The sequence below is a fragment of the Mesorhizobium amorphae CCNWGS0123 genome (assembly GCF_001686985.1).
In the GTDB taxonomy this organism is placed as follows: Bacteria; Pseudomonadota; Alphaproteobacteria; order Rhizobiales; family Rhizobiaceae; genus Mesorhizobium; species Mesorhizobium amorphae.
On the sequence record NZ_CP015318.1, the window covers coordinates 642,712 to 663,059 of the forward strand.

Here is a 20,348-nt window from a genome sequence, read left to right on the forward strand (position 1 = left end):
AGCAAAAAGTGGAAACCGTTTTTCGGAAAAGATCATGCTTAACTAGCAGAGCCAGTAGAATTTCGATTCCTCAAACGACCAGGACAAGACCATGCAGATCGGAATGATGGGACTGGGCAGGATGGGCGCCAACATGGTGCGCCGCCTCATGCGCGACGGCCACCAATGCGTCGTCTACGACATCAACCCGGCGAGCGTCGCCGCCTTGGTCAAGGACGGCGCCATCGGGGCCGCCTCCATGGAGGAGTTCGTCGGCAAGCTCACCAAGCCGCGCAGCGCCTGGCTGATGCTGCCGGCGGCGATCACCGGCAAGATCGCCGACCAGGTGGCGGCACTGATGGAGCCCGGCGACATCGTCATCGACGGCGGCAATTCCTACTACCACGACGCCGTCGACCAGGCCGCGGAGCTCGCGGCCAAGGGCATCAATTACGTCGATGTCGGCACCAGCGGCGGCGTCTGGGGCCTGGAGCGCGGCTACTGCCTGATGATCGGCGGCCCCGACGAGGCGGTGCGCCATCTCGATCCGATCTTCGCCACGCTGGCGCCCGGCGCCGACGCCGGCGCCAATCCGGCCAAGGACGGCGGGACCGCCCCCTTCGGCTATCTGCATTGCGGGCCGAGCGGCGCAGGCCATTTCGTCAAGATGGTCCATAACGGCATCGAATACGGCGTCATGGCAGCCTATGCCGAAGGCATGAACATCCTGAAGTCGGCCAATGCCGGCAAGCGGCAGCGCACGGCGGACGCCGAGACCAGCCCGCTGGAAAACCCTCAATATTACCAGTTCGACATCGACCTGGCCCAGGTCGCCGAAGTCTGGCGCCACGGCAGCGTCATCGGTTCCTGGCTGCTCGACCTGACCGCCGGCGCCCTGAAGTCCGATTCGGCACTGACCCAGTTCGGCGGCCGGGTTTCGGATTCCGGCGAAGGACGCTGGACGCTGAAAGCGGCGATCGACACCGGCGTGCCGGCGCCGGTGCTGTCCTCGGCGCTATTCGACCGCTTCTCCTCGCAAGGCGAGTCCGAGTTCGCCGACAAGCTCTTGTCCGCCATGCGCTATGCCTTCGGCGGCCATGTCGAGAAGCCGAAGGCCGGCTCGTGACGGGCGAAGTGAGGAGACACCGATGAGCCAGGAACGGTCCGACACGCTGGTGCTCTTCGGGGCGACCGGCGACCTCGCCCACAAGAAGATATTTCCCGCCCTCTACCAGATGGTCGCCAAGGGGACGCTGACCGAGCCGGTAATCGGCGTCGCCTTCGACCCCTGGGACATCGGCAAGCTGCAGACGCGCGCCCACGACGGCATCCTCAATGCGCTGGGTAGCATCGACGAAGAGGTCTTCGCCAGGCTCGCCTCGCAATTGCGCTATGTCAGCGGCGATTATCGCGATGGGGCGACCTTCGAGAAGCTGAAGACGGCACTCGGATCGGCACAGCGGCCGCTGCACTACATGGCGGTGCCGCCGACCATGTTCGAAACCGTGGTCCAGGGGCTGGAACAGTCGGGCACCGCGCATGGCGCGCGGCTGATGGTGGAAAAGCCGTTCGGCCACGATCTGCAATCGGCGCGCTGGCTGAACCGCGTGCTTCACTTGGTGTTCGACGAACAGTCGATCTTCCGCATCGACCACTATCTCGGCAAGGAAGCGATACAGAACCTGCTCTATTTCCGTTTCGCCAATTCCTTCCTCGAGCCGATCTGGAACCGCAACTTCGTCGAGAGCGTGCAGATCACCATGGCTGAGGATTTCGGCATCGAGGGGCGCGGCCGCTTCTATGACGATGTCGGCTGCATCCGCGACGTCATCGAAAACCATCTGCTCAACATATTGCTGCTGCTCGCCATGGAGCCGCCGGTCGGCCGCTCCGCCGACGATCTGATCGACGAGAAGGTGCAGGTGCTGAGGGCAATCCGCACGCTGACCAAGGACGACGTCGTGCGCGGCCAGTTCACGGGTTATCTCACCGAGCCCGGCGTGGCGCCGAACTCGCCGGTCGAGACCTTCGCCGCGGTGCGCTTTTTCGTCGACACATGGCGCTGGCAGGACGTGCCCTTCTTCATTCGTGCCGGCAAGAACATGCCGGTGCACGCCACCGAGGTGATCGTGCGGCTGAAACGGCCGCCGCTCGACGTCTTCGATCCGATCGAGCCGGGCGACGCCAACCACGTGCGCTTCCGCATCAATCCGCAAGTGGCGATCTCGATCGGGGCACAGCGCAAACAGGCCGGCGACGACATGGTCGGCGAGCAGGTCGAACTCACCGCCCTCGACGACAGCAAGGACGAGATGCCGCCCTATGAGCGGTTGATCGGCGATGCCATGAACGGCAATCGCCAGCTGTTCACCCGCCAGGACGCCAGCGAACTCGCCTGGCGCATCGTCGGGCCGGTGCTTGGCAACACCACGCCGCCGCATATCTACGAGCCGAAAACCTGGGGCCCCGCCGAAGCGATGAACGGCTTCGGCCCGCCGAACGGCTGGATCAATCCGTCGAAATAATCTCCCGGAGGCAAAGCGATGGCCAAGACGGCAAAACCGGCCGCGGCAGACAGCGAGCAGATCGTGCTCTCGATCGACATCGGCGGCTCGCACGTCAAGATCCTGACCAGCGCCGGCGGCAAGGAGCGCCGCGCCGATTCCGGACCTGGGCTCACGCCGCAGCAAATGATCGCGGCGGTGAAGACGCTGACCGAGGGCCTGCCCTATGACGTGGTCGCGATGGGTTATCCCGGCCCGGTGACCCACAACCGGCCGATGATCGACCCCGCCAATCTCGGCAAAGGCTGGGCCGGCTATGATTTCGCCGCCGCCTTCGGCAAGCCGGTGAAAGTCGTCAACGACGCGCTGATGCAGGCCATCGGCAGCTACGAGGGCGGCCGCATGCTTTTCCTTGGCCTGGGAACCGGCCTGGGTGCCGCGATGATCGTCGACAATGTCGCCCAGCCGATGGAGTTGGCGCACCTTCCTTACAAGAAGGGCGGCAGCTTCGAGGATTATGTCGGCGAGCGCGGCCTTGAAAAACGCGGCAAGAAGAAATGGCGCAAATACGTCTTCGATATTGTCGACCGGCTTCGCGCCGCCATGCAGCCCGACTATGTGGTCATCGGTGGCGGCAATGTCGACAAGCTCGACGAATTGCCTGCCGATTCGCGGCGCGGCGACAATACGCGCGCCTTCGAAGGCGGATTTCGACTGTGGCGCGACAAGGCGCTGATCGTCTGATAGTATTACGATTCAGTATAGTTGTTCAAAATTACGTGTGATGTGGCACGAAGTCATTGCGCCGGGCAGATTTGCCGACTAGGGAGTGCCACCACCCCCCACCGACGGAGAGATAAATTGGCCGACGACAGCAATAACGCTCGCAAAGACATCGACCTGCTCGAGCTCACCGCCCACATCGTGTCCGCCTACGTCGAGAAGAACCGCTTGCCCGCTTCCGGCCTCAGCGACCTCATCGCCAGCGTCAGCGCCTCGATCAGCGGCCTCGGCCAACCGGTCGTTCCCGAGGCAGCGCCGCTGGTACCCGCGGTCAATCCCAGACGGTCGGTAACGCCGGACTACATCATCTGCCTCGAGGACGGCAAGAAGTTCAAATCGCTGAAGCGCCATCTCGGCGTTCATTTCGGCCTGAGCCCGGAGGCCTATCGCACCAAATGGGGCCTGCCGTCCGACTATCCGATGGTCGCTCCCAACTACGCGGCCTCGCGCTCCGAGCTGGCGAAGTCGATCGGCCTTGGCCGCAAGGCCGCCGCGCCGGAGCCGGTCAAGGCGAAGGGCAGGAAAGCCAAAGCCGCGGCTTGAACAACCGATGCTCGGCGCGGTCGGCGCTGAGCCAATTGTTTAAACGACTGGAACAGAAGCCTGCCGGCGAATCCGCCTTGGCAGGCTTCATGCTTTTATGGCTTGGATACACCAAACAGGCCGTTTGGGGGGAAGCCATGAACTACGCCAGGATGGTGATCGAGAAAGAGGCGCCGGAGGAATACGGCTACGATCGTATCCGCTACAATCTTTCCGAAAGCTCGATCGCCGACCAGAAGCTCTCCGATATCGGCCTGTCGCTGCCCGACCTGACGCTGTTCTATGGCGAGCATCGCGGCGACAAGGAATTGCGGGCGCTGATCGCCATGCAGGATAAGGGGATTTCGCCCGACGACGTGCTGGTCACGGCGGGCGCCGCCGGCGCGCTGTTCATCATCTCGACCTCGCTCCTGTCCGGGCGCGACCATCTCGTCGTCGTCAGGCCGAACTACGCCACCAACATCGAGACGCCCAAGGCAATCGGCTGCACCATCGCCTATGTCGATCTCGATTTCGATGAAGGCTTCGCCATCGATGTCGCCCGCGTGGCCGCGGCGATCCGACCTGACACCCGTTTGATCAGCGTCACCTGCCCGCACAACCCGACCGGGACGATGATGAGCCAAGCCGATCTCGATGCGCTTGTGGCGCTCGCCGAACGCAGCAGCTGCCACCTGCCTGTCGACGAGACCTACCGCGACCTTTCCTACGGAAAGCGCCTGCCGTCGGCGGCATCATTGAGCCCCAGGGCGATCAGTGTTTCGTCGCTGTCGAAAGCCTTCGGCATTCCCGGCATCCGCATCGGCTGGCTGGTCACCCGCGACGCCGCGCTGCAGGAAAAATTCCTCGCCGCCAAGGAGCAGATCGGCATTTGCGGCAGCGTCATCGACGAAGGCATCGCGCGCGGCATGCTCGAGCGGCGCAACGCCTTCCTGTCGGCGCTGCTGCCGGAGATGGCAAAGCGCCGCGACATCGTCCAGGCCTGGATCGACCGCGAACCGCTGGTCGACTGGGTGCGGCCCGAGGGCGGCGTTGTCGGCTTTCCCAGACTGAATGTTGGCCCCGAATTCGATCTCGACCGGTTCTATGTGAACCTACTGGAGAACCACGGTACCTATGTCGGGCCGGGCCACTGGTTCGACATGCCGAAGCGCTTCTTCCGCGTCGGCTTCGGTTGGCCGAAGGAGGCCGACTTGCGCGGCGGCCTCGACGCCATCTCCGCCGCGCTGAGGGCGTAACTCCGGCCCTATCTGGCGGACAGGCCGGAAATCCCTTGATCCAGCGCCAATTCTGGCGCACATGCCGCAGCGAACTTTGCTAAAAGTTCCTTGGCCGGAACAGCGCCCACCGTGGAAGTGCCCCGCCGGCCGATGTCTTCGCAACGGGGCCCTAACTCCATGACTGCAGAACAGATATCGCCGGACCAGCGCTATGCCGCCTTCCGGCACAAAGCCTTCCTCAGCTACTGGACGGCGCGCTTCCTCGGCACATTCGCGACCATGATCGTCTCCGTCGCGGTCGGCTGGCAGATCTACGACCTGACGCGCGATCCGTTCGATCTTGGCATTGTCGGCATCGTCCAGTTCCTGCCGTCGCTGCTCCTGGTGCTGGTAACCGGCGCCGTTGCCGATCGCTTTGGCCGCCGTCTGATCATGGCGCTGTCCACCCTGATCGAGGCAGGTTGTGCACTCGCTCTCCTGGCCTTGACGTTGCACGGTCTCGTCAGCCCGCTGCCGATCTTCGCGGTGCTCGCGCTGTTCGGCGTCGCGCGCGCCTTTTTCGGGCCGGCTTCGTCCTCGCTGTTCGCCAATCTGGTGCCGCCGGAGGATTTCGCCAACGCGATCGCCTGGAACTCATCCGCCTGGCAGACAGCGACCATCGTCGGCCCGGTCGCCGGCGGCCTGCTCTATGGCCTCTCGGCGGAGATTGCCTACGCCACCGCCGCCATCCTTATGGCGGTGGCCGCCCTGCTGATCTTCACCATTCCGAAGCCGGCCCAACAGAGCGCCACCGACAAGCCGACCATGGAGACGCTGTTTGGCGGCTTCCGCTACATCTGGAGCGAGAAGATCGTGCTCGGCGCCATCTCGCTCGACCTGTTTGCCGTGCTCCTGTCCGGCGCCTCGGCACTGCTGCCGGTCTATGCGCGCGATATTCTGGAGCTCGGTCCCTGGGGGCTTGGCCTGCTGCGCTCGGCGCCCAGCGTCGGCGCCATTTGCGTCGCCATCTGGCTGGCCGGCCATCCAATCCGCAACCACGCCGGCGTGATCATGCTCGGCGCGGCCGCGTCATTCGGCGCCTGCACCGTGCTGTTCGGCCTGTCGACCATCACCTGGCTGTCGATCGTGGCTCTCGCCTTGCTCGGCGCCACCGACATGTTCAGTGTCTACATCAGGGAGACGCTGATCCAGCTGTGGACGCCGGACGATTTGCGCGGCCGCGTCAACGCCGTCAACCAGGTGTTCGTCGGTGCCTCCAACGAGGTCGGCGAGTTCCGCGCCGGCACCATGGCGGCGCTGATCGGCACCGTACCGGCGGTGGTGGTCGGCGGTGTCGGCGCCATCGCGGTTGTCGGCCTGTGGGCCTACCTGTTTCCGGCGCTGCGGAAGGTCCGCCACCTGAACGGACGGAACTGAAATCTACCGAACAGCCGGCCTGCCGAAAATCAGTTGCAAAAATTCGCCGAGCCAGCGCTTCAGGTGCATGTCCCAGATCAGCCGGCCGCCGAGATGGTCGCGGCCGGGCTGGGCGCCGGGCAATTCGAAGCGATGCGCGCCGCGCACCACCCAGCGCTGCATCATCACTCGGGTCAATTCGCCATGGAACTGGATGCCCCAGGCATTGACGCCATAGCGGAAGGCCTGGTTCGGGTAGGTCTCTGAGGTTGCCAGCAGCGTCGCATCCCTGGGCAGGGAAAACCCCTCGCGGTGAAACTGGTAGACCATCTCCGGCCAGTGCATCAGCTTCTTGCCGGCTTCGGTGGCTTTCAGCGGATACCAGCCGATCTCGACCAATCCCTCGCCATGACCCTCGACCTTGCCGCCGAGATGGTTGACCAGCATCTGCGCGCCGAGGCAGATGCCGAGCAAAGGCCGGTTCTCCTTCAGCGGAACGTTGAGCCAGTTGGTCTCGCGGCGGACGAACTCGTCCTCGTCATTGGCACTCATCGGCCCGCCGAACACCACCGCCCCGGCATGGAAGTCCAGCGTGCCGGGCAATTCATCGCCGAGCGGCGGCCGGCGAATGTCGAGCTCGAACCCCTCTTCCAGCAGCATATGGCCGACGCGGCCGGGGCTCGAATTCTCCTGATGCAGCACGATCAGGATTCTTGGCTTCGAACTCTGCTTGGGCGGCATCGGCGGGCAGGACCCTATTCGTCGCTTGAGGTTCCGCTGGCGCCCGGCGCTTGTGCCGCCGCCTTGCGGCGCGCCTCGACACGGTCGCGGCGCTCGACGCCGATCAGTTCGGCGACGCGCCAGACCGTGTTGTCCTCCAGCTCGTGCAGCTCGCCGTCGGCATAGACGATCTCCCACATCAGGCCGATGAAGGCCTTGCGCGCCTCGGCGTCGAGATGGCGCTTCAGCACGCTGGTGAAGGCATAGAGATCGATCGCCTCATTGTCGGCGTGCTCGCCGGCGGCGGCCAGTGCGTCGAGTTCTTTGCCGCTGATCGAATAACTTTGCGCCAGCACCTGCTTGAACCGCTCCCACTCGATGTCCTGGCGCACGCCGTCGGCACTCATGACATGGTAGAGCAGCGCCGACGCGGCAATGCGCGGATCATCCGCGTTGGCGCGGGTTCCGGTACCGCCCGGCAAATCCTTAAGAAACGACAAGACGCGTTCGAACATCACTTCATTCCCAATCGGCCAAAGCCTGGCAGAGCCCTCAAAACAAACGGAACCGGCGCGGCGACTTTTCCGCTTCCTCATCGGGGTCAACGCCAGGATCGTCGGGCAGCCTGGCCAGCTCCTCCGCCGGATCGACCGCCTCGGAATCGGCCGGCACGGCGGCAAAGGCGGCGGCGGTGACCGGCGTGACCCGGTCCTCGTCGCTTTCCGCCACGGCCCCGGCCGCGGCCGTCGTCTTGCCGGCGGAAACAGCCGGGTGATCGATCACGTCGGCAGGCTTTTCCTTGACCGACACGACTGGCGCGGAAATAGCCGGCACGACAGCCTCCGGCAAATCCTCGTGGCTGTCGATCAGTTGGCCAAGCCGCTCCATCGGTGCGCGCCATTCGAAGGCGTCAAGTTTGCCGGTGACCGGCGACACCGGCGCCCAACGTTCCGAGATGACGCCGTCGGCGACCCATGCCGGATCGCGCGGTGCCCTGACCGCCTTGGACAGCAATTGCCGCACCTTGCCCTGGTCACCCGTCTCGGCTTCCTCGATGTCGGCGAGCAGCAGATAGGCACCTTCGCGGCGATCCATGCGGATCGCGGCCTCGGCCTCGCGCCGCGCCGTGGCGAAATCCTGCGCGTCGAGCGCGGCGCGCGCCACCGTCAGCGAGGATTCGGCATGGTTCTTCTTCATCTCCTGCAGCTTCTTTGCCCGGTTCAGCCGGTCGAGCACCGCGTCGCCCGGCCTGGCATGGGTGTAGAGCCCGGCGATCTCCGGATGCGGCTCGGCACGCCAGGCCGTCTCAAGGATTTTTGAACCCTTGCGCACATCGTTCTGCTTCAACAAAAGGCTTGCCGCGACGACCGCGGCCGGTGCGAAGTCCGGCTGCAATTTGTTGGCCTCGAGCGCAGCGGTCCTCGCGGCATTGGGGTCGCTGTCGATCAGCGCTTGCGCCTTGGCGGTGAGCAACACGGCGCGGCGCCGGTTGGCGGCATCACGCTCGATCTGCCGCGTCGATTTCTGCGCCTCGACCAGCTTCAGCGCGCCGTCCCAGTCGCCGCGCCCGGTCAATTCTTCCAGCGTCGATTCGGCGGCCCAGGCGAGTTGCGGCGCCATCACCGCGGCGCGGCCGGCATAATGCCTGGCGGCGTTGCGGTCGCCGAGGCGCTCGGCTTCGAGATAGAGCCCGCGCAGGCCGAGCAGCCGCATTTCCGGATCGTCGAGCATGCTCTCGAATTTCTCGCGCGCCCCCTCATGATCGCCTTCGAGCAGCGAAGCTTGCGCCTCCAGCAGATGGATCAGCGGCTCCTGGTCGGAGCGGATCAGCTTCGCCGCTTCCTTGGTCTTCTTGCGGGCCAGCGCGCCATCGCCGGCGCCGGCGGCGATCATGCCGGTCGACAGCGCCTGGTAGCCGCGGTCGCGACGGCGCACGCGGAAATAGCGCGAGATGGTATAGGGGCTGTTCCACAGCGACTTGATCAGCCACCAGAAGATCATCACCGCGGCGACCACGGCAACCACCGCCACCGCCGCCACCATCAGCGTGACCTGGTACTGGTAGCCATTGAAGGTGATGAGCATCTCGCCGGGCCGATCGGCCAGCCAGGCGAAGCCGAGGCCGAGCGCGAAGACGACGGCGAGGAAAAACAGGATGCGGATCATCGGATTTTCCTCACGCCTTCATCGCACCGGCAATCAGCGAATCGATCTGCTTTTCGACCTCGAGTCGCGCCTTCAGTTTGCCGGCAAACGCGGCACCGGCCGTTTTCACCGCTGCGGGCAAGGTCTCGTATTCGGTGAGCGCCTTGGCGTAGTCGCCCTGGTTGACCGCGACCTCCATGCGGGCCACCGTCTCGGGGGCGCCTGCGCCTTCGACGGCGCCGATCGGCCTGACCTTGACCAGCGATTCGGCGCTCGTCATCAGGTTCTGCAGGAAGCTCGCATTCTGGTCGACGGGCGTGGCGGCGGCAACCATGGCGCTGGCCGCGGCGTCGGCCTCGGCCGCGATCTCGGTTCGGGTCGAAACCCCCTTCTCGGCATAGGCGCGCAGCGTCGCGATCTCCGGCGCGTCGGGCGAAATCGCCGCGAAGGTCTCGAGTTCGGCGGCGAACGGCGCACCACGGTCGAGTGCCGCCTTCAGCGCCGAGGCGGCGATGGCCAAAGCGATCTTCGGCTGAGAAGCCTGCGCCTCGACCTTGCCGGAAAGCTGCGACACCGACTGTTCCAGCGCGGCGAGCCGGCCTTCCTGAGTCGTCGCCGCCTCGCCGGCCGATTTCACCAGCGCGTCGAGCCCGGCGAGCTTTTCATTGAGCGGCCCGAGATCGACCGGCGCCGTGTTGCCCGCCTTGCCGAGTTCGGCAACCGCCGTCTCGACCTGCTTGACCTTGTCGCCAAGCGCCGCCAGCCCGGCATTGTCACCGGCACCGCCCTGCTCGACCGCCGATTTCAGCGCCGCGACATCGGTCTTGACCTGATCCAGGGCCGTCGACAGGCCGTCGACCTTGGCTGAGGCGTCGCCGTTGCCGCCCGCTTCCTTCAAGCCGGCAATCTCGCTTTTCAGCGTGGCAATCTCGCCATTGACGCCATCGAGCGACACGTTGCCGGCGCCCGACCCGGGCGCGCCGAGCAGGCCGGCGAACTGCAGCCCGCCGGCGCCGGCCAGCGCGATGACGCCGCCGATGATGCCGGCGGCAATGCCGTTGATGCCGCTGCGCTTCGGTGGCGCCACGTACTCGTTCCGGGCCTGGCTCGTCCCCGGCTTCTCTTCGGTTGGCTTGGCCGATGCGTCCTCGAAATTGTAGTCGGAGGTTTTTGGCTGTTCCGGCACTGCCTGCGTGGATCCGGGATAGGCGGCTTCCGGTTCGCCGGACCCCTTCATGGAAGCATCCGCCTTCTGTTCCGTGCCGGACTGCGCCGCGCCGTCGGTGTGCTCCCACGGCTCGAGGTCGGTCTGGTCGGCATGGACGGGCTCTTCCGGTGTCTTCGGCGGTGTCTCCGGCGGTGCCTCCGGCTGCGACGCGTCGACGGCATCCTCCGCTTTCGCCTCGGCCGCGGCCTTCGCCGCATCCTCGTCGACGATGCGCGACACGGCGCCGGGCTCGAGCTCGATCGTCACCGGCTCGCGGCGGCTTTTCGAATGTCGCATCTTCGGCGTCTTGACCATGCTTGGGCTCCGCAAAATTGGCTTGGGATGGTTCAAAGGGTGTCGAGCTAAGGATGCTCTAGCACATCACCAAGCGGTGAAAAGGGGCGGTGTGATGACGCGGGTTCAGCGCCAAGCTCGCAACAGCTCGAGCAACGCCTCCTCCTGCGGTTCCGGCGCGATCTCGATCCTTGACCCGGCGATGCTTTCGCAGGCTGCGGCGATACGTCCCGACAGAGCGAAAAATGTGGTCTTTTCAAAAAGATCACGCAAAGCGGGCCGCCGGATCAGGGTCTCCGTCGCCGCTGCCGCCTTGGCCGAATAGAGCAGAACGGCTTCGACCGGCCGGCCGGACAGGCGCACAAGCAGGTCCGTGTCGGAATAATCCAGCGCAAGCGTGTCGTAGGTCTCGATGGCGCGGACCCTGACGCCAGCTGCCATGAGCCGCTCCTCAAAGGTCGGAAAGCGCACGCGCCCGGTGAGATAGGCGATCGTCCCTGCCGAGTAGCCGGCAACGATCGCGTCGGCCAGTGCGGCAGCATCGCCCGGACCTTCGCCGACCGACAGGAAACCCGCCTTGCGCGCCGCTTCCGCCGTCCTGTTGCCGACGGCATGACAGGGCAACCCGGCGAGCGCCGCGATGAGTTCCTTTGGCGCATGACGCACAGCGTTGGCGCTGGTGACCGCGACGGCCGCCGCATCCATTGCGGCGCCGGCGGCGACCGGCAGCGGCACGGTCTCGGTCAATGGCAGCAGGATCGGCTGAAAACCCATGTCCTCCAGCCGCCGCATCGTGCGCGAGGCGCCCGGTTCCGGCCTCGTTACCAGGACGCGGACCATGTCAGGCCCAGCCGTCGAAGAATGTTTCGCCGGCCTTGGTCCGCACCGTCCTGGCGGCGTCCGCGCCGATCCGCGCAGCGTCTTTCGCCGGTCCGTCCAGCTCGACCTCATGCGAGGTGGTGCCGTCAGGCGAGATGATCAGTCCGGCGAAGGAGAGCGTTTCGCCTGATATCGTCGCATGGCCGGCGATCGGCGTGCGGCAGGAGCCGTCGAGCGCCGCGAGAAAGGCGCGCTCGCAGGCCAGCGCCTGTCCGGTCGGCACATCATGGATGGCCATCAGCATCTTTTCCACGTCACGGTCGCCGATGCGGCTTTCGATGCAGATCGCGCCTTGCCCCGGCGCCGGCCGGAAGATGTCCAGCGGCATCAAATCGGTGACGACGTGTTCGAGCCCGAGCCGTTTCAGCCCGGCATAGGCCAGAATGGTGCCGTCGGCGACGCCCTCGTCCAGCTTGCGAAGCCGCGTCTGCACGTTGCCGCGGAACATCACCACGTCGAGATCAGGCCGCATGCGGCGGATCAGCGCCTGACGCCGGAGCGAGGACGACCCAACCTTCGCGCCTTGCGGCAGGTCGGCAATCCTCTTCGCCGCCTTGCCGACAAAGGCATCGCGCGCGTCCTCGCGCGGCAGGAAGGCGGACAGCTCCAGCCCCTCCGGCAACAGCGTCGGCATGTCCTTCGACGAATGCACGGCGATGTCGATGCGGCGCGCCAAAAGCGCTTCCTCGATCTCTTTGGTGAACAGGCCCTTGCCGCCAGCTTCCGACAGCGGCCGGTCCTGGATGCGGTCGCCGCTGGTCGAAATGACGACCACCTCGAACGCTGCCTCCTGCAGGCCGTGCGCCGCCATCAGCCGCGCCCGCGTTTCATGCGCCTGGGCCAGCGCCAGCGGGCTGCCGCGTGTTCCGATTTTCAAGGTTGTTTGCATGGCGCGCGGTCCGTGATAACCCCCCGGCAAGCGAGGTCTTGCCGGGTTTTCTCCTAACGGGGAACGCCTGGCGATACAATCTTCGAGGACCGTGACGAATTGATCCGCGTTCTGGGCATTGAGACGAGTTGCGACGAGACCGCCGCCAGCGTGGTGGCGCTCGACGGCACGTCCGCGCCCGAAATCCTGTCCAACATCGTGCTCAGCCAGATCGAGGAGCATGCCGCCTTCGGCGGCGTCGTCCCGGAGATCGCCGCGCGTGCCCATGTCGAGGCCCTCGACGGCATCATCGAGGCCGCCCTTGCCGATTCGGGCATGGCGCTCGGCGATATCGATGCGATCGCTGCCACCGCCGGCCCCGGCCTCGTCGGCGGGCTGATCGTCGGTTTGATGACCGCCAAGGCGATTGCCGCAGCCGGGAACAAGCCGCTGATTGCCATCAACCATCTCGAGGGCCATGCGCTGACGGCACGGCTGACCGACGGGCTCGACTTTCCCTATCTGCTGTTGCTGGTTTCCGGCGGCCATACGCAGATCGTCGCCGTGCGCGGCGTCGGCGACTACCAGCGCTGGGCGACGACCATCGACGATGCGCTGGGCGAGGCCTTCGACAAGACCGCCAAGATGCTCGGCCTGCCCTATCCCGGCGGCCCCAATGTCGAGAAGGCGGCGGCGTCAGGCAATGCCGCACGCTTTGCCTTTCCGCGCCCGATGAAAGGCTCGGCGCAGCCCGACTTTTCCTTCTCCGGCCTCAAGACCGCCGTGCGCCAGGCGGCGACGGCCATTGCACCGCTGAGCGATGAGGATGTCGCCGACATCTGCGCCTCGTTCCAGGCAGCGGTGGCGGACGCACTGGGCGATCGTGTTGGTCGGGCACTGAACCGGTTCCGGCAGGAATTCCCGGGCAAGGCGGACCCGGCGCTGGTCGTTGCCGGCGGCGTCGCCGCCAACCGCACGATCAAGGCGACGCTGGAGGCCCTATGCGTACAAGCCGGCTTCACCTTTGTCGCGCCGCCGCTGAAGCTTTGCACGGATAATGCGGCAATGATCGCCTGGGCCGGCATCGAACGGCTGCGCGCCGGCATGGCTGAGGAAAACGCCGCCGATTTCGTGCCACGCTCGCGCTGGCCGCTGGACAGCATCTCGGCGCCGATGGTCGGCTCGGGCCGGCGCGGGGCAAAGGCATGATCGAGGGGGGGCATGACCGGCGGCGAGGATAGGGCGCCAAGCGGCTGGCGCGTTGCCGTGCTCGGCGGCGGTGCCTGGGGTACCGCGCTGGCGCTGGCAATGCTGCGCGCCGGCCATTTCGTCCGCCTTTATGCGCGCGACCCGGAGACCGTCGCCGCGATCGACCATGGCGAAAATCCGCGCTATCTGCCGGGTATTGCGATCGAGCCCGGCATCGTGGCGACCAGCGACATCAGGGCCGCGCTCGACGGCGCCGACTGCGTGCTGGCGGTGGCCCCGGCTCAGGCGCTGCGCAGCATGCTCGCTGCCGCAAAGGACCATGTGCCGAAGAGCATCCCGTTGGTTCTCTGCGCCAAGGGCATCGAACGCGACACCGGTGCGCTGCTGTCGACGATCGTCGAGAACATCCTTCCTGAGAATCCGGTTGCCGCTCTTTCCGGCCCGAGTTTTGCCACTGACGTCGCGCGTGGACTGCCAACGGCCGTGGTGGTCGCGGCCCGCGACGCTGATTTGGCCGCCGACCTTGCCGCCCGCTTTTCGGCCGAGAACCTGCGCTGCTATTCGAGCGACGACCTTGTCGGCGTCGAGATCGGCGGCGCACTGAAGAATGTCTTTGCCATTGCCGCCGGCGCTGTCACCGGCGCCAAACTGGGCGCCAGCGCCCAGGCCGCCATGGTGACGCGCGGCTTCGTCGAACTGCGCCGCATCGGTGCCGCCTTCGGCGCCAGGCCGGAGACGCTGATGGGACTATCCGGCCTCGGCGACCTCTTGCTGACCTGCTCATCGGCGCAGTCGCGCAATTTCGCCTATGGGCTGGCGCTCGGCCAAGGCAAGCCGCTTGCCGGCCTGCCGCTGGCCGAGGGCGTGCCGACAGCGGCGATTGCCGCCCGCATCGCCATCGAGCGCCAGATCGATGCGCCGATCATCACCGCCATCGCCGCCATACTGGAAGGCACGGTTACAGTCCGACAGGCTGTGTCGGCGCTGATGACGCGGCCGCTGAAGACCGAAACCGACTTATAAGTCTCGAACAAACCGGAGCTGAAAAAGATGCTGTTTGCGTTGATTTGCAAGGACAAGCCGGGCAGCCTGCAGGTGCGCCTCGATACGCGGCCCGAACATATCGCCTTCCTGGAAGGGCTGAACGGCGACAAGAAGCTCGCCTTCGCCGGCCCGTTCCTCGATGCCGACGGCAAGCCGAACGGCAGCCTCGTCGTCGTCGAAGCCACGGATCTGGCCGGCGCCGAGAAGCTGTCGGCGGCGGACCCCTATGCCAAGGCCGGCCTGTTCGAGAGCGTCGAAATCCACCAGTGGAACTGGACCTTCAACAAGCCGGCGGCTAGTTGATTGCAGGCCGAACGGAGGAGCAAAAGCATGAACTACTGGCTGTTCAAATCCGAGCCCTCGGTGTTCTCCTTCGAGGCGCTGAAGGCCAAGGGCAAGGCCGGCACGCAGTGGGACGGCGTGCGCAACTACGCGGCGCGCAACAACATGAAGGCGATGCAGATCGGCGATCTCGGCTTCTTCTACCATTCCAATGAGGGGCTCAACATCGTTGGCATCGCCGAGGTCTGCGCCTTGGCACATCCGGACAGCACCACCGACGATCCGCGTTGGGAATGCGTCGACATCCGCGCCGTCAGGGACGTGCCGAACCCGCCGACGCTGGAAGAGGTCAAGGCCAATCCCAAGCTCGCCGAAATGGCGCTGGTCCGGCTCGGGCGGCTTTCCGTGCAGCCGGTGACGCCGGCCGAATGGAAAGAGGTCTGCCGCATGGGCGGGCTGACGCCCGCTCCGTGACGATACTCACGCCGAACAGCGCCACAAGATTCATCCTCGACAATACGGCGCTGATGGCGCCGCCGCATGTGCCCGAAGTCTTGTTGCATCTGGCCGACGAAGCGCATGATCTGTGGCTACGCACCGAGGACGAGCTTGCCGCGATCGGCCTGCCGCCACCCTTCTGGGCCTTCGCCTGGGCCGGCGGCCAGGGTCTCGCCCGCTACGTGCTTGACCATCCGGCCACGGTACGCGGCAAGCGCGTGCTCGATTTCGCCTCCGGCTCCGGCCTTGTCGCTATCGCGGCTGCGAAGGCCGGCGCGACCGAGGTGATCGCCGCCGACGTCGACCCGTTCTGCGCGACGGCGATTGCCCTCAATACAGAAGCCAATCAGGTCGAGGTGGAATTCTTCGGCACGGACTGCATCGGCACTGATGAAGGCTGGGATGTGGTTGTTGCCGGCGACGTCTTCTACGACAAGCCCTTCGCCGACAGGCTGATGCCATGGTTCGCGGCGCTGAAGGCGCGCGGCGCGGAAATCCTGATCGGTGATCCCGGCCGCTCCTATCTGCCGAAGGCGGGACTGGAGCCGCTCGGCGTCTACGAAGTGCCGGTGACGCGCGCGCTGGAGGATGCCGAGGTCAAGCGCACGACCGTCTGGCGCCTTGCTTGACGCCGCCGCCGAACAGGCGTTCCATCGCGCATCAAAGAATATGCATGTCGTTGTCCCGAAGCAGCTGCGCACTTTTGGGCGACCTGCATACGGAGGGGGAACCATGGATTTTTCGGCAGTGAACTGGCTGGCGGTGATCGTCGCCGCCGTGGTGGCGTGGCTGTTCGGCGCGGCCTGGTACATGGGCTTGAGCAAGCCGTGGCTGAAGGCTGCCAAGCTCGACCCGGCGACGATGAATCGCTCGCTGCTGCCCTTCATCATCTCCTTCATCGCCGAACTGATCATGGCTCTGGTCATGGCACTGGTCGTCGGCGCGATGACCGGCGGCGAACCGACCCTGGTCGCTGGGCTGGTCTTCGGCTTCGTCCTGTGGCTGGGCTTCGTCGCAACGACGCTGTCGGTCAACCACCGCTATGAAGGATTTGGCTGGGACCTGACCCTCATCGACACCGGTCACTGGCTCGGCGTGCTGCTTCTCATCGGCGCGGTGATCGGCTGGTTCGGTGCGCCGGTCGTTGCCGGCTGAGTGCACCCCGCCGACCGCATGGCGGCTAAAGCTCGTCCCAACTCCGGCGTGTCGGGTCCGGCTGCGGCTTGTGGACCTCGTTCAGGATCCAGTCCTTGAAGGCCACGATCCTGGCGTCATTCGCGGATCCGACCGGATAGACCAGGAAGTAGGCGAATTCGGGCGCGACCTTGATGCCCAGTGCGAACGGCCGCACCAGCCGGCCTTCCGACAGATCATTGGCCACCATGGCGAAATCGGCGAGCGCCACCGCATTGCCGTCGAGCGCTGCCTGCACCGCATCCGATGAGCTGCCGAAAACGATGGTCCGGCTGTCGTCGAAATCATCGACGCCCGCCGCCGCCATCCACATGCGCCAGTTCGGCCAGGTGACGCCCTGGCGCGACCATACGATATGGGCGAGCGTGTGCTGGAACAGGTCGCGCGGCTCCTTGAGCGGCGGCCCGGAGCGCAGCAGGGCCGGGCTGCAGACCGGAGTGATGATGTTGTCGAACAGGCGGTCGGCGCATAGCCCCGGATATTTGCCGGTGCCGAAGCGGATGCCGATATCGACGTCGTCGCGGTCGAAGTCGCGCACTTCATAGGAGATGTCGAAGCGCAGCTCGATGCCAGGCCGCTGCCGGCGAAAATCATCGACGCGCCGCATCAGCCATTTCGTCGCGAATTGCGCGTCCAGCGTAATCTTCAGCAGCGCCGTTCCGCGCGCCGTCTTCTGCGCCCGCGAAACCGCCCGGCCCAGCAGGTCGAGCGCGTCGGTCGCGGCGTCGGAAAGCACCGTACCTGCTTCCGTCAGCCGGATGGTGCGGCTGGTGCGCGTGAACAGGACCAGTCCGAGCTGGTCCTCGATCTCCTTTATCTGATGGCTGACCGCGGCCGGCGTCAGCCCGAGCTCATCGGCGGCGCGGGTGAAATTGAGGTGCCTTGCCGCCGCCTCCAGCGTTCTCAAGGCACGAGTTCCCGGCAGCAGGCGGGCCATCAGGGCGAGACCTGGTCAAATGGGATTATGGCGCTTCGATCCTCAAAGAAAACTTGATGATGAGACAAGAACTACTCGTTTCCCCCCTAGATTTCAATCCGGCATGATGTGACCACCGAAACACCATCAAACCGGATTTGACATTCCGAGAATGGATCACACCATGTCACACATCGCCTTGAGATCACCAGCCGCCCGGCCGACCTGGCTCGGTGCCACGCTTGACTGGTTCCGCCATGCCAGGATTGCCATACGCCTCGCCCACCAGGAAATCGCCCACCAGGATGTCGAGGATCTCTCCGATCGCCAGCTGCGCGACATCGGCGCCGAACGCAAGGACGTCGCCCGCGCCATGGACCGCGAACTCGGCCGCCTCGGCCTGCTCGACACAGGCTGGCAGCCGCCACGCCGTCCGAACCATTGATACGCTCGAAGGGCTGTTGAGATTCAGGTCGGGCCGAGTCGGAGTCGAAGACGGACGCGAAGCGGCCAAACAAGATGGCTTCCGAGAACCGGAGCGGAGCGTACTAAAGTACCTGAGCACCGGAAGCGCGGGAAACCATCGTTTGCAGGCCGGCTGAATATCAATGGCCCTTAACGAACCACCCTCACCACCGTCCTATCCGACAGCAGCGGCAAAAGTCGCGCCATGGTTTGCGCCGTCACCGCCACGCAGCCTTGCGTCGGCGTGAAGCCGGGCCGTGCCAGATGGAAGAAGATGGCGCTGCCGCGCCCGCGGCGGCGTGGGGCAATGTTCCAGTCGAGCACCAGACAGGCATCATAGAGCCTATCGGAACGCCGCATCCGCTCGTGGCTGGCGCCATAGGGGATTTTCACCGGGCGATTGTAGTTGCGGTCGTCCGGCACCTCGCACCAGCCGAGATCGGGGCCGATCGGCGTCATCGCCAGCCGCGTCCTGCGGCCATTGGAAAACTGATCCCCACGAAAATACCCCGACAGGATCCGCATCGCTGCGAGCGGCGTGGCGCCATCGCCTTCGCGCTTGTTGGCCGAAATGCCGCCGCGCCCCAGGGCGCAGGCAAACACCAGGCGGCCGGCCTGCAAAAACCCCTGGCTGGGGTTGCCTGGCCTGGCGCGCACGCTGAGCACGCGCAACCCTTTTGGCAAAAATGCGCCGGCTGCATTGCATGGACGTTTTTTCTTGTATGATCGTGTCACGGAACAAATCACTGTGATCGGCTGTTCTGTCGGTCAGCTTCAGCATAAACGGGGGGCGGTCAACTGAATTTTCTTTTCAAAACAACGGATTGATCCATGACCTCACGCACAATTCTGATCGTTGACGACGATGACGACCTGCGCGGCACGCTCGTCGAGCAACTGGCCCTCTACGAGGAATTCGACGTCCAGCAGGAAGCAACGGCCGCAAAAGGCGTCGCTGCGGCCCGCGGCGGCCTTGTCGACCTGCTCATTATGGATGTCGGCCTGCCCGACATGGACGGCCGCGAGGCCGTGAAAATCCTGCGCAAGGGCGGCTACAAGGCGCCCATCATCATGCTGACCGGGCATGATACCGATTCCGACACGATTCTTGGACTCGAGGCTGGCGCCAACGACTATGTGACCAAGCCGTTCCGCTTCGCGGTGCTGCTTGCCCGCGTCCGTGCCCAGCTGCGCCAGCACGAGCAGAGCGAGGACGCCACCTTCTCGGTCGGCCCCTACACTTTCAAGCCGAGCCAGAAGCTCCTGATCGACCAGCGCGGCGCCAAGGTGCGGCTGACCGAAAAGGAGGCCTCGATCATCAAATATCTCTACCGCGCCGACCAGAAGGTGGTAACGCGCGACGTGCTGCTGGAAGAGGTCTGGGGCTACAATTCCGGCGTCACCACGCACACGCTGGAAACCCATGTCTACCGTCTGCGTCAGAAGATCGAGCGCGATCCTTCCAATGCCGAAATTCTTGTGACAGAAAGCGGCGGCTACAAGCTGGTTCCTTAAACTTTTCATGATCCAATGAGCGGTCGGGCGGGGCCGCTTTCGGGTGCGATCCTGATACTGGAGGGTGGTAGGATCGACTCCGAAACGCATCGGCCAAAGATCGGAATCGATTTTTGGAAAGCATGGTGCGTAGATTCAGGATGTTAGAGCATCCTTTGCGCATCCAATGGGATGCGGCGCTCTAAGGGAGGGATTGGACTGACCGCTCGGGGACATAGCTAGATGGCGCTGGATGACGACATCCGCATCCTGTCCGCCGTGAGGCTCTTCGAGGGCTTCACGCAGGAACAGCTGCGCCTGCTCGCCTTCGGCGCCGAAACCACTCTGCTGCAGGCGAACCACAAGCTCTACCGCGAGGACGACGTGGCCGATTCGGCCTACATCGTCGTCAGCGGCCGCATCGTGCTCTATCGCGAGCAGAATGGCGACCGCATCCCCATCAACACGGTCGGTCCGGGCACCATCTTGAGCGAGCTGGCGCTGATTGCCGACACCAACCGGTTGACCAGCGCCTCCGCCGAGATCGATTCGGAGGTGCTGCGCTTGAGCCGCAAGATGTTCCGCCGCATCCTGGAAGAATATCCCGAGATCGCGGTGAACCTGCACCAGCGCATCCTGGAGGATTTTCAGGCGTTGATCCGTCGCATCGAGGAGCTGGCGCCGCGCTTTACGGGGTAGGTTCGACTAC

General features: G+C 65.1%; 23 protein-coding genes. 15 read left to right on the top strand and 8 right to left on the bottom strand.

Annotated elements, in window-relative coordinates; genetic code table 11:
* Positions 1-91: 91 nt before the first annotated feature.
* From gnd to A6B35_RS03005, 6 genes are all read left to right on the top strand, one after another.
* Positions 92-1,105: a phosphogluconate dehydrogenase (NAD(+)-dependent, decarboxylating) gene (gnd, locus tag A6B35_RS02980; RefSeq protein ID WP_006201155.1), complete on the top strand. Its 1,014-nt coding sequence runs from the start codon at positions 92-94 to the stop codon at positions 1,103-1,105.
* Between the two features lie 22 nt (positions 1,106-1,127).
* The gene (zwf, locus tag A6B35_RS02985; protein ID WP_006201154.1) at positions 1,128-2,504 is read left to right on the top strand and encodes a glucose-6-phosphate dehydrogenase; all 1,377 of its coding nucleotides are present in this window, start codon (positions 1,128-1,130) and stop codon (positions 2,502-2,504) included.
* A gap of 18 nt (positions 2,505-2,522) precedes the next feature.
* Positions 2,523-3,227 (top strand): ROK family protein, encoded by a 705-nt coding sequence (locus tag A6B35_RS02990; RefSeq protein ID WP_006201153.1) that lies wholly within the window; start codon positions 2,523-2,525, stop codon positions 3,225-3,227.
* 117 nt (positions 3,228-3,344) lie between these two features.
* The gene (locus A6B35_RS02995) at positions 3,345-3,809 is read left to right on the top strand and encodes a Ros/MucR family transcriptional regulator (RefSeq protein WP_006201152.1); all 465 of its coding nucleotides are present in this window, start codon (positions 3,345-3,347) and stop codon (positions 3,807-3,809) included.
* 137 nt (positions 3,810-3,946) lie between these two features.
* On the top strand, positions 3,947-5,047 hold the full coding sequence (locus A6B35_RS03000; protein WP_040582427.1) for an aminotransferase class I/II-fold pyridoxal phosphate-dependent enzyme: 1,101 nt from the start codon (positions 3,947-3,949) through the stop codon (positions 5,045-5,047).
* A gap of 159 nt (positions 5,048-5,206) precedes the next feature.
* Positions 5,207-6,445: an MFS transporter gene (locus tag A6B35_RS03005; RefSeq protein WP_006201150.1), complete on the top strand. Its 1,239-nt coding sequence runs from the start codon at positions 5,207-5,209 to the stop codon at positions 6,443-6,445.
* Between the two features lie 3 nt (positions 6,446-6,448).
* Here A6B35_RS03005 and A6B35_RS03010 read toward each other — a convergent pair whose 3' ends face one another.
* The 6 genes from A6B35_RS03010 to hemC all read right to left on the bottom strand — a co-directional run bounded on the left by A6B35_RS03010 (position 6,449) and on the right by hemC (position 12,558).
* The gene (locus tag A6B35_RS03010) at positions 6,449-7,165 is read right to left on the bottom strand and encodes a glutamine amidotransferase (RefSeq protein WP_006201149.1); all 717 of its coding nucleotides are present in this window, start codon (positions 7,163-7,165) and stop codon (positions 6,449-6,451) included.
* Between the two features lie 14 nt (positions 7,166-7,179).
* On the bottom strand, positions 7,180-7,659 hold the full coding sequence (locus A6B35_RS03015; protein WP_006201148.1) for a tellurite resistance TerB family protein: 480 nt from the start codon (positions 7,657-7,659) through the stop codon (positions 7,180-7,182).
* A gap of 37 nt (positions 7,660-7,696) precedes the next feature.
* A complete protein-coding gene (locus A6B35_RS03020) occupies positions 7,697-9,310 on the bottom strand; it encodes a heme biosynthesis protein HemY (RefSeq protein WP_006201147.1) in 1,614 nt (537 codons plus the stop codon).
* 10 nt (positions 9,311-9,320) lie between these two features.
* A complete protein-coding gene (locus tag A6B35_RS03025) occupies positions 9,321-10,811 on the bottom strand; it encodes a COG4223 family protein (protein WP_006201146.1) in 1,491 nt (496 codons plus the stop codon).
* 105 nt (positions 10,812-10,916) lie between these two features.
* Positions 10,917-11,630 carry a uroporphyrinogen-III synthase gene (locus tag A6B35_RS03030; protein ID WP_040582420.1) on the bottom strand — a complete coding sequence of 238 codons (714 nt, stop codon included), beginning with the start codon at positions 11,628-11,630 and terminating at the stop codon, positions 10,917-10,919.
* Between the two features lies 1 nt (position 11,631).
* Entirely contained in the window at positions 11,632-12,558 is a 927-nt protein-coding gene (gene hemC / locus A6B35_RS03035; RefSeq protein WP_006201144.1) for a hydroxymethylbilane synthase, read from the bottom strand.
* A 102-nt stretch (positions 12,559-12,660) separates the two neighbouring features.
* On the opposite strand from hemC, the gene tsaD reads away from it, so the two are divergent.
* From tsaD to A6B35_RS03065, 6 genes are all read left to right on the top strand, one after another.
* A complete protein-coding gene (gene tsaD / locus A6B35_RS03040; RefSeq protein WP_193364553.1) occupies positions 12,661-13,746 on the top strand; it encodes a tRNA (adenosine(37)-N6)-threonylcarbamoyltransferase complex transferase subunit TsaD in 1,086 nt (361 codons plus the stop codon).
* 12 nt (positions 13,747-13,758) lie between these two features.
* Positions 13,759-14,769: an NAD(P)H-dependent glycerol-3-phosphate dehydrogenase gene (locus A6B35_RS03045; protein WP_006201142.1), complete on the top strand. Its 1,011-nt coding sequence runs from the start codon at positions 13,759-13,761 to the stop codon at positions 14,767-14,769.
* 27 nt (positions 14,770-14,796) lie between these two features.
* Positions 14,797-15,093, top strand: a complete 297-nt coding sequence (locus tag A6B35_RS03050; protein ID WP_006201141.1) for a YciI-like protein — start codon at positions 14,797-14,799, stop codon at positions 15,091-15,093.
* Positions 15,094-15,120: 27 nt separating this feature from the next.
* On the top strand, positions 15,121-15,546 hold the full coding sequence (locus A6B35_RS03055; RefSeq protein WP_006201140.1) for an EVE domain-containing protein: 426 nt from the start codon (positions 15,121-15,123) through the stop codon (positions 15,544-15,546).
* Positions 15,501-16,199 (top strand): class I SAM-dependent methyltransferase, encoded by a 699-nt coding sequence (locus tag A6B35_RS03060; RefSeq protein WP_193364552.1) that lies wholly within the window; start codon positions 15,501-15,503, stop codon positions 16,197-16,199. The genes A6B35_RS03055 and A6B35_RS03060 overlap by 46 nt, the downstream gene beginning before the upstream one ends.
* A 103-nt stretch (positions 16,200-16,302) precedes the next feature.
* The gene (locus A6B35_RS03065) at positions 16,303-16,725 is read left to right on the top strand and encodes a DUF1761 domain-containing protein (RefSeq protein ID WP_006201138.1); all 423 of its coding nucleotides are present in this window, start codon (positions 16,303-16,305) and stop codon (positions 16,723-16,725) included.
* A 25-nt stretch (positions 16,726-16,750) separates the two neighbouring features.
* On the opposite strand, the gene gcvA is transcribed toward A6B35_RS03065, so the two are convergent.
* Entirely contained in the window at positions 16,751-17,701 is a 951-nt protein-coding gene (gene gcvA / locus A6B35_RS03070) for a transcriptional regulator GcvA (RefSeq protein WP_040582419.1), read from the bottom strand.
* A 163-nt stretch (positions 17,702-17,864) separates the two neighbouring features.
* Between gcvA and A6B35_RS03075 the strand changes: the two genes are divergently transcribed.
* Positions 17,865-18,125 (top strand): hypothetical protein, encoded by a 261-nt coding sequence (locus A6B35_RS03075; protein WP_006201136.1) that lies wholly within the window; start codon positions 17,865-17,867, stop codon positions 18,123-18,125.
* A 170-nt stretch (positions 18,126-18,295) separates the two neighbouring features.
* On the opposite strand, the gene A6B35_RS03080 is transcribed toward A6B35_RS03075, so the two are convergent.
* Complete coding sequence (locus tag A6B35_RS03080; protein ID WP_193364551.1) at positions 18,296-18,829, bottom strand: L,D-transpeptidase family protein; 534 nt, start codon at positions 18,827-18,829, stop codon at positions 18,296-18,298.
* Positions 18,830-18,976: 147 nt separating this feature from the next.
* On the opposite strand from A6B35_RS03080, the gene A6B35_RS03085 reads away from it, so the two are divergent.
* Together A6B35_RS03085 and A6B35_RS03090 are read left to right on the top strand one after the other, a co-directional pair.
* Positions 18,977-19,660, top strand: a complete 684-nt coding sequence (locus tag A6B35_RS03085; RefSeq protein WP_006201134.1) for a response regulator transcription factor — start codon at positions 18,977-18,979, stop codon at positions 19,658-19,660.
* A 222-nt stretch (positions 19,661-19,882) separates the two neighbouring features.
* Positions 19,883-20,338, top strand: a complete 456-nt coding sequence (locus tag A6B35_RS03090; RefSeq protein ID WP_006201133.1) for a cyclic nucleotide-binding domain-containing protein — start codon at positions 19,883-19,885, stop codon at positions 20,336-20,338.
* Positions 20,339-20,348 lie beyond the last annotated feature (10 nt).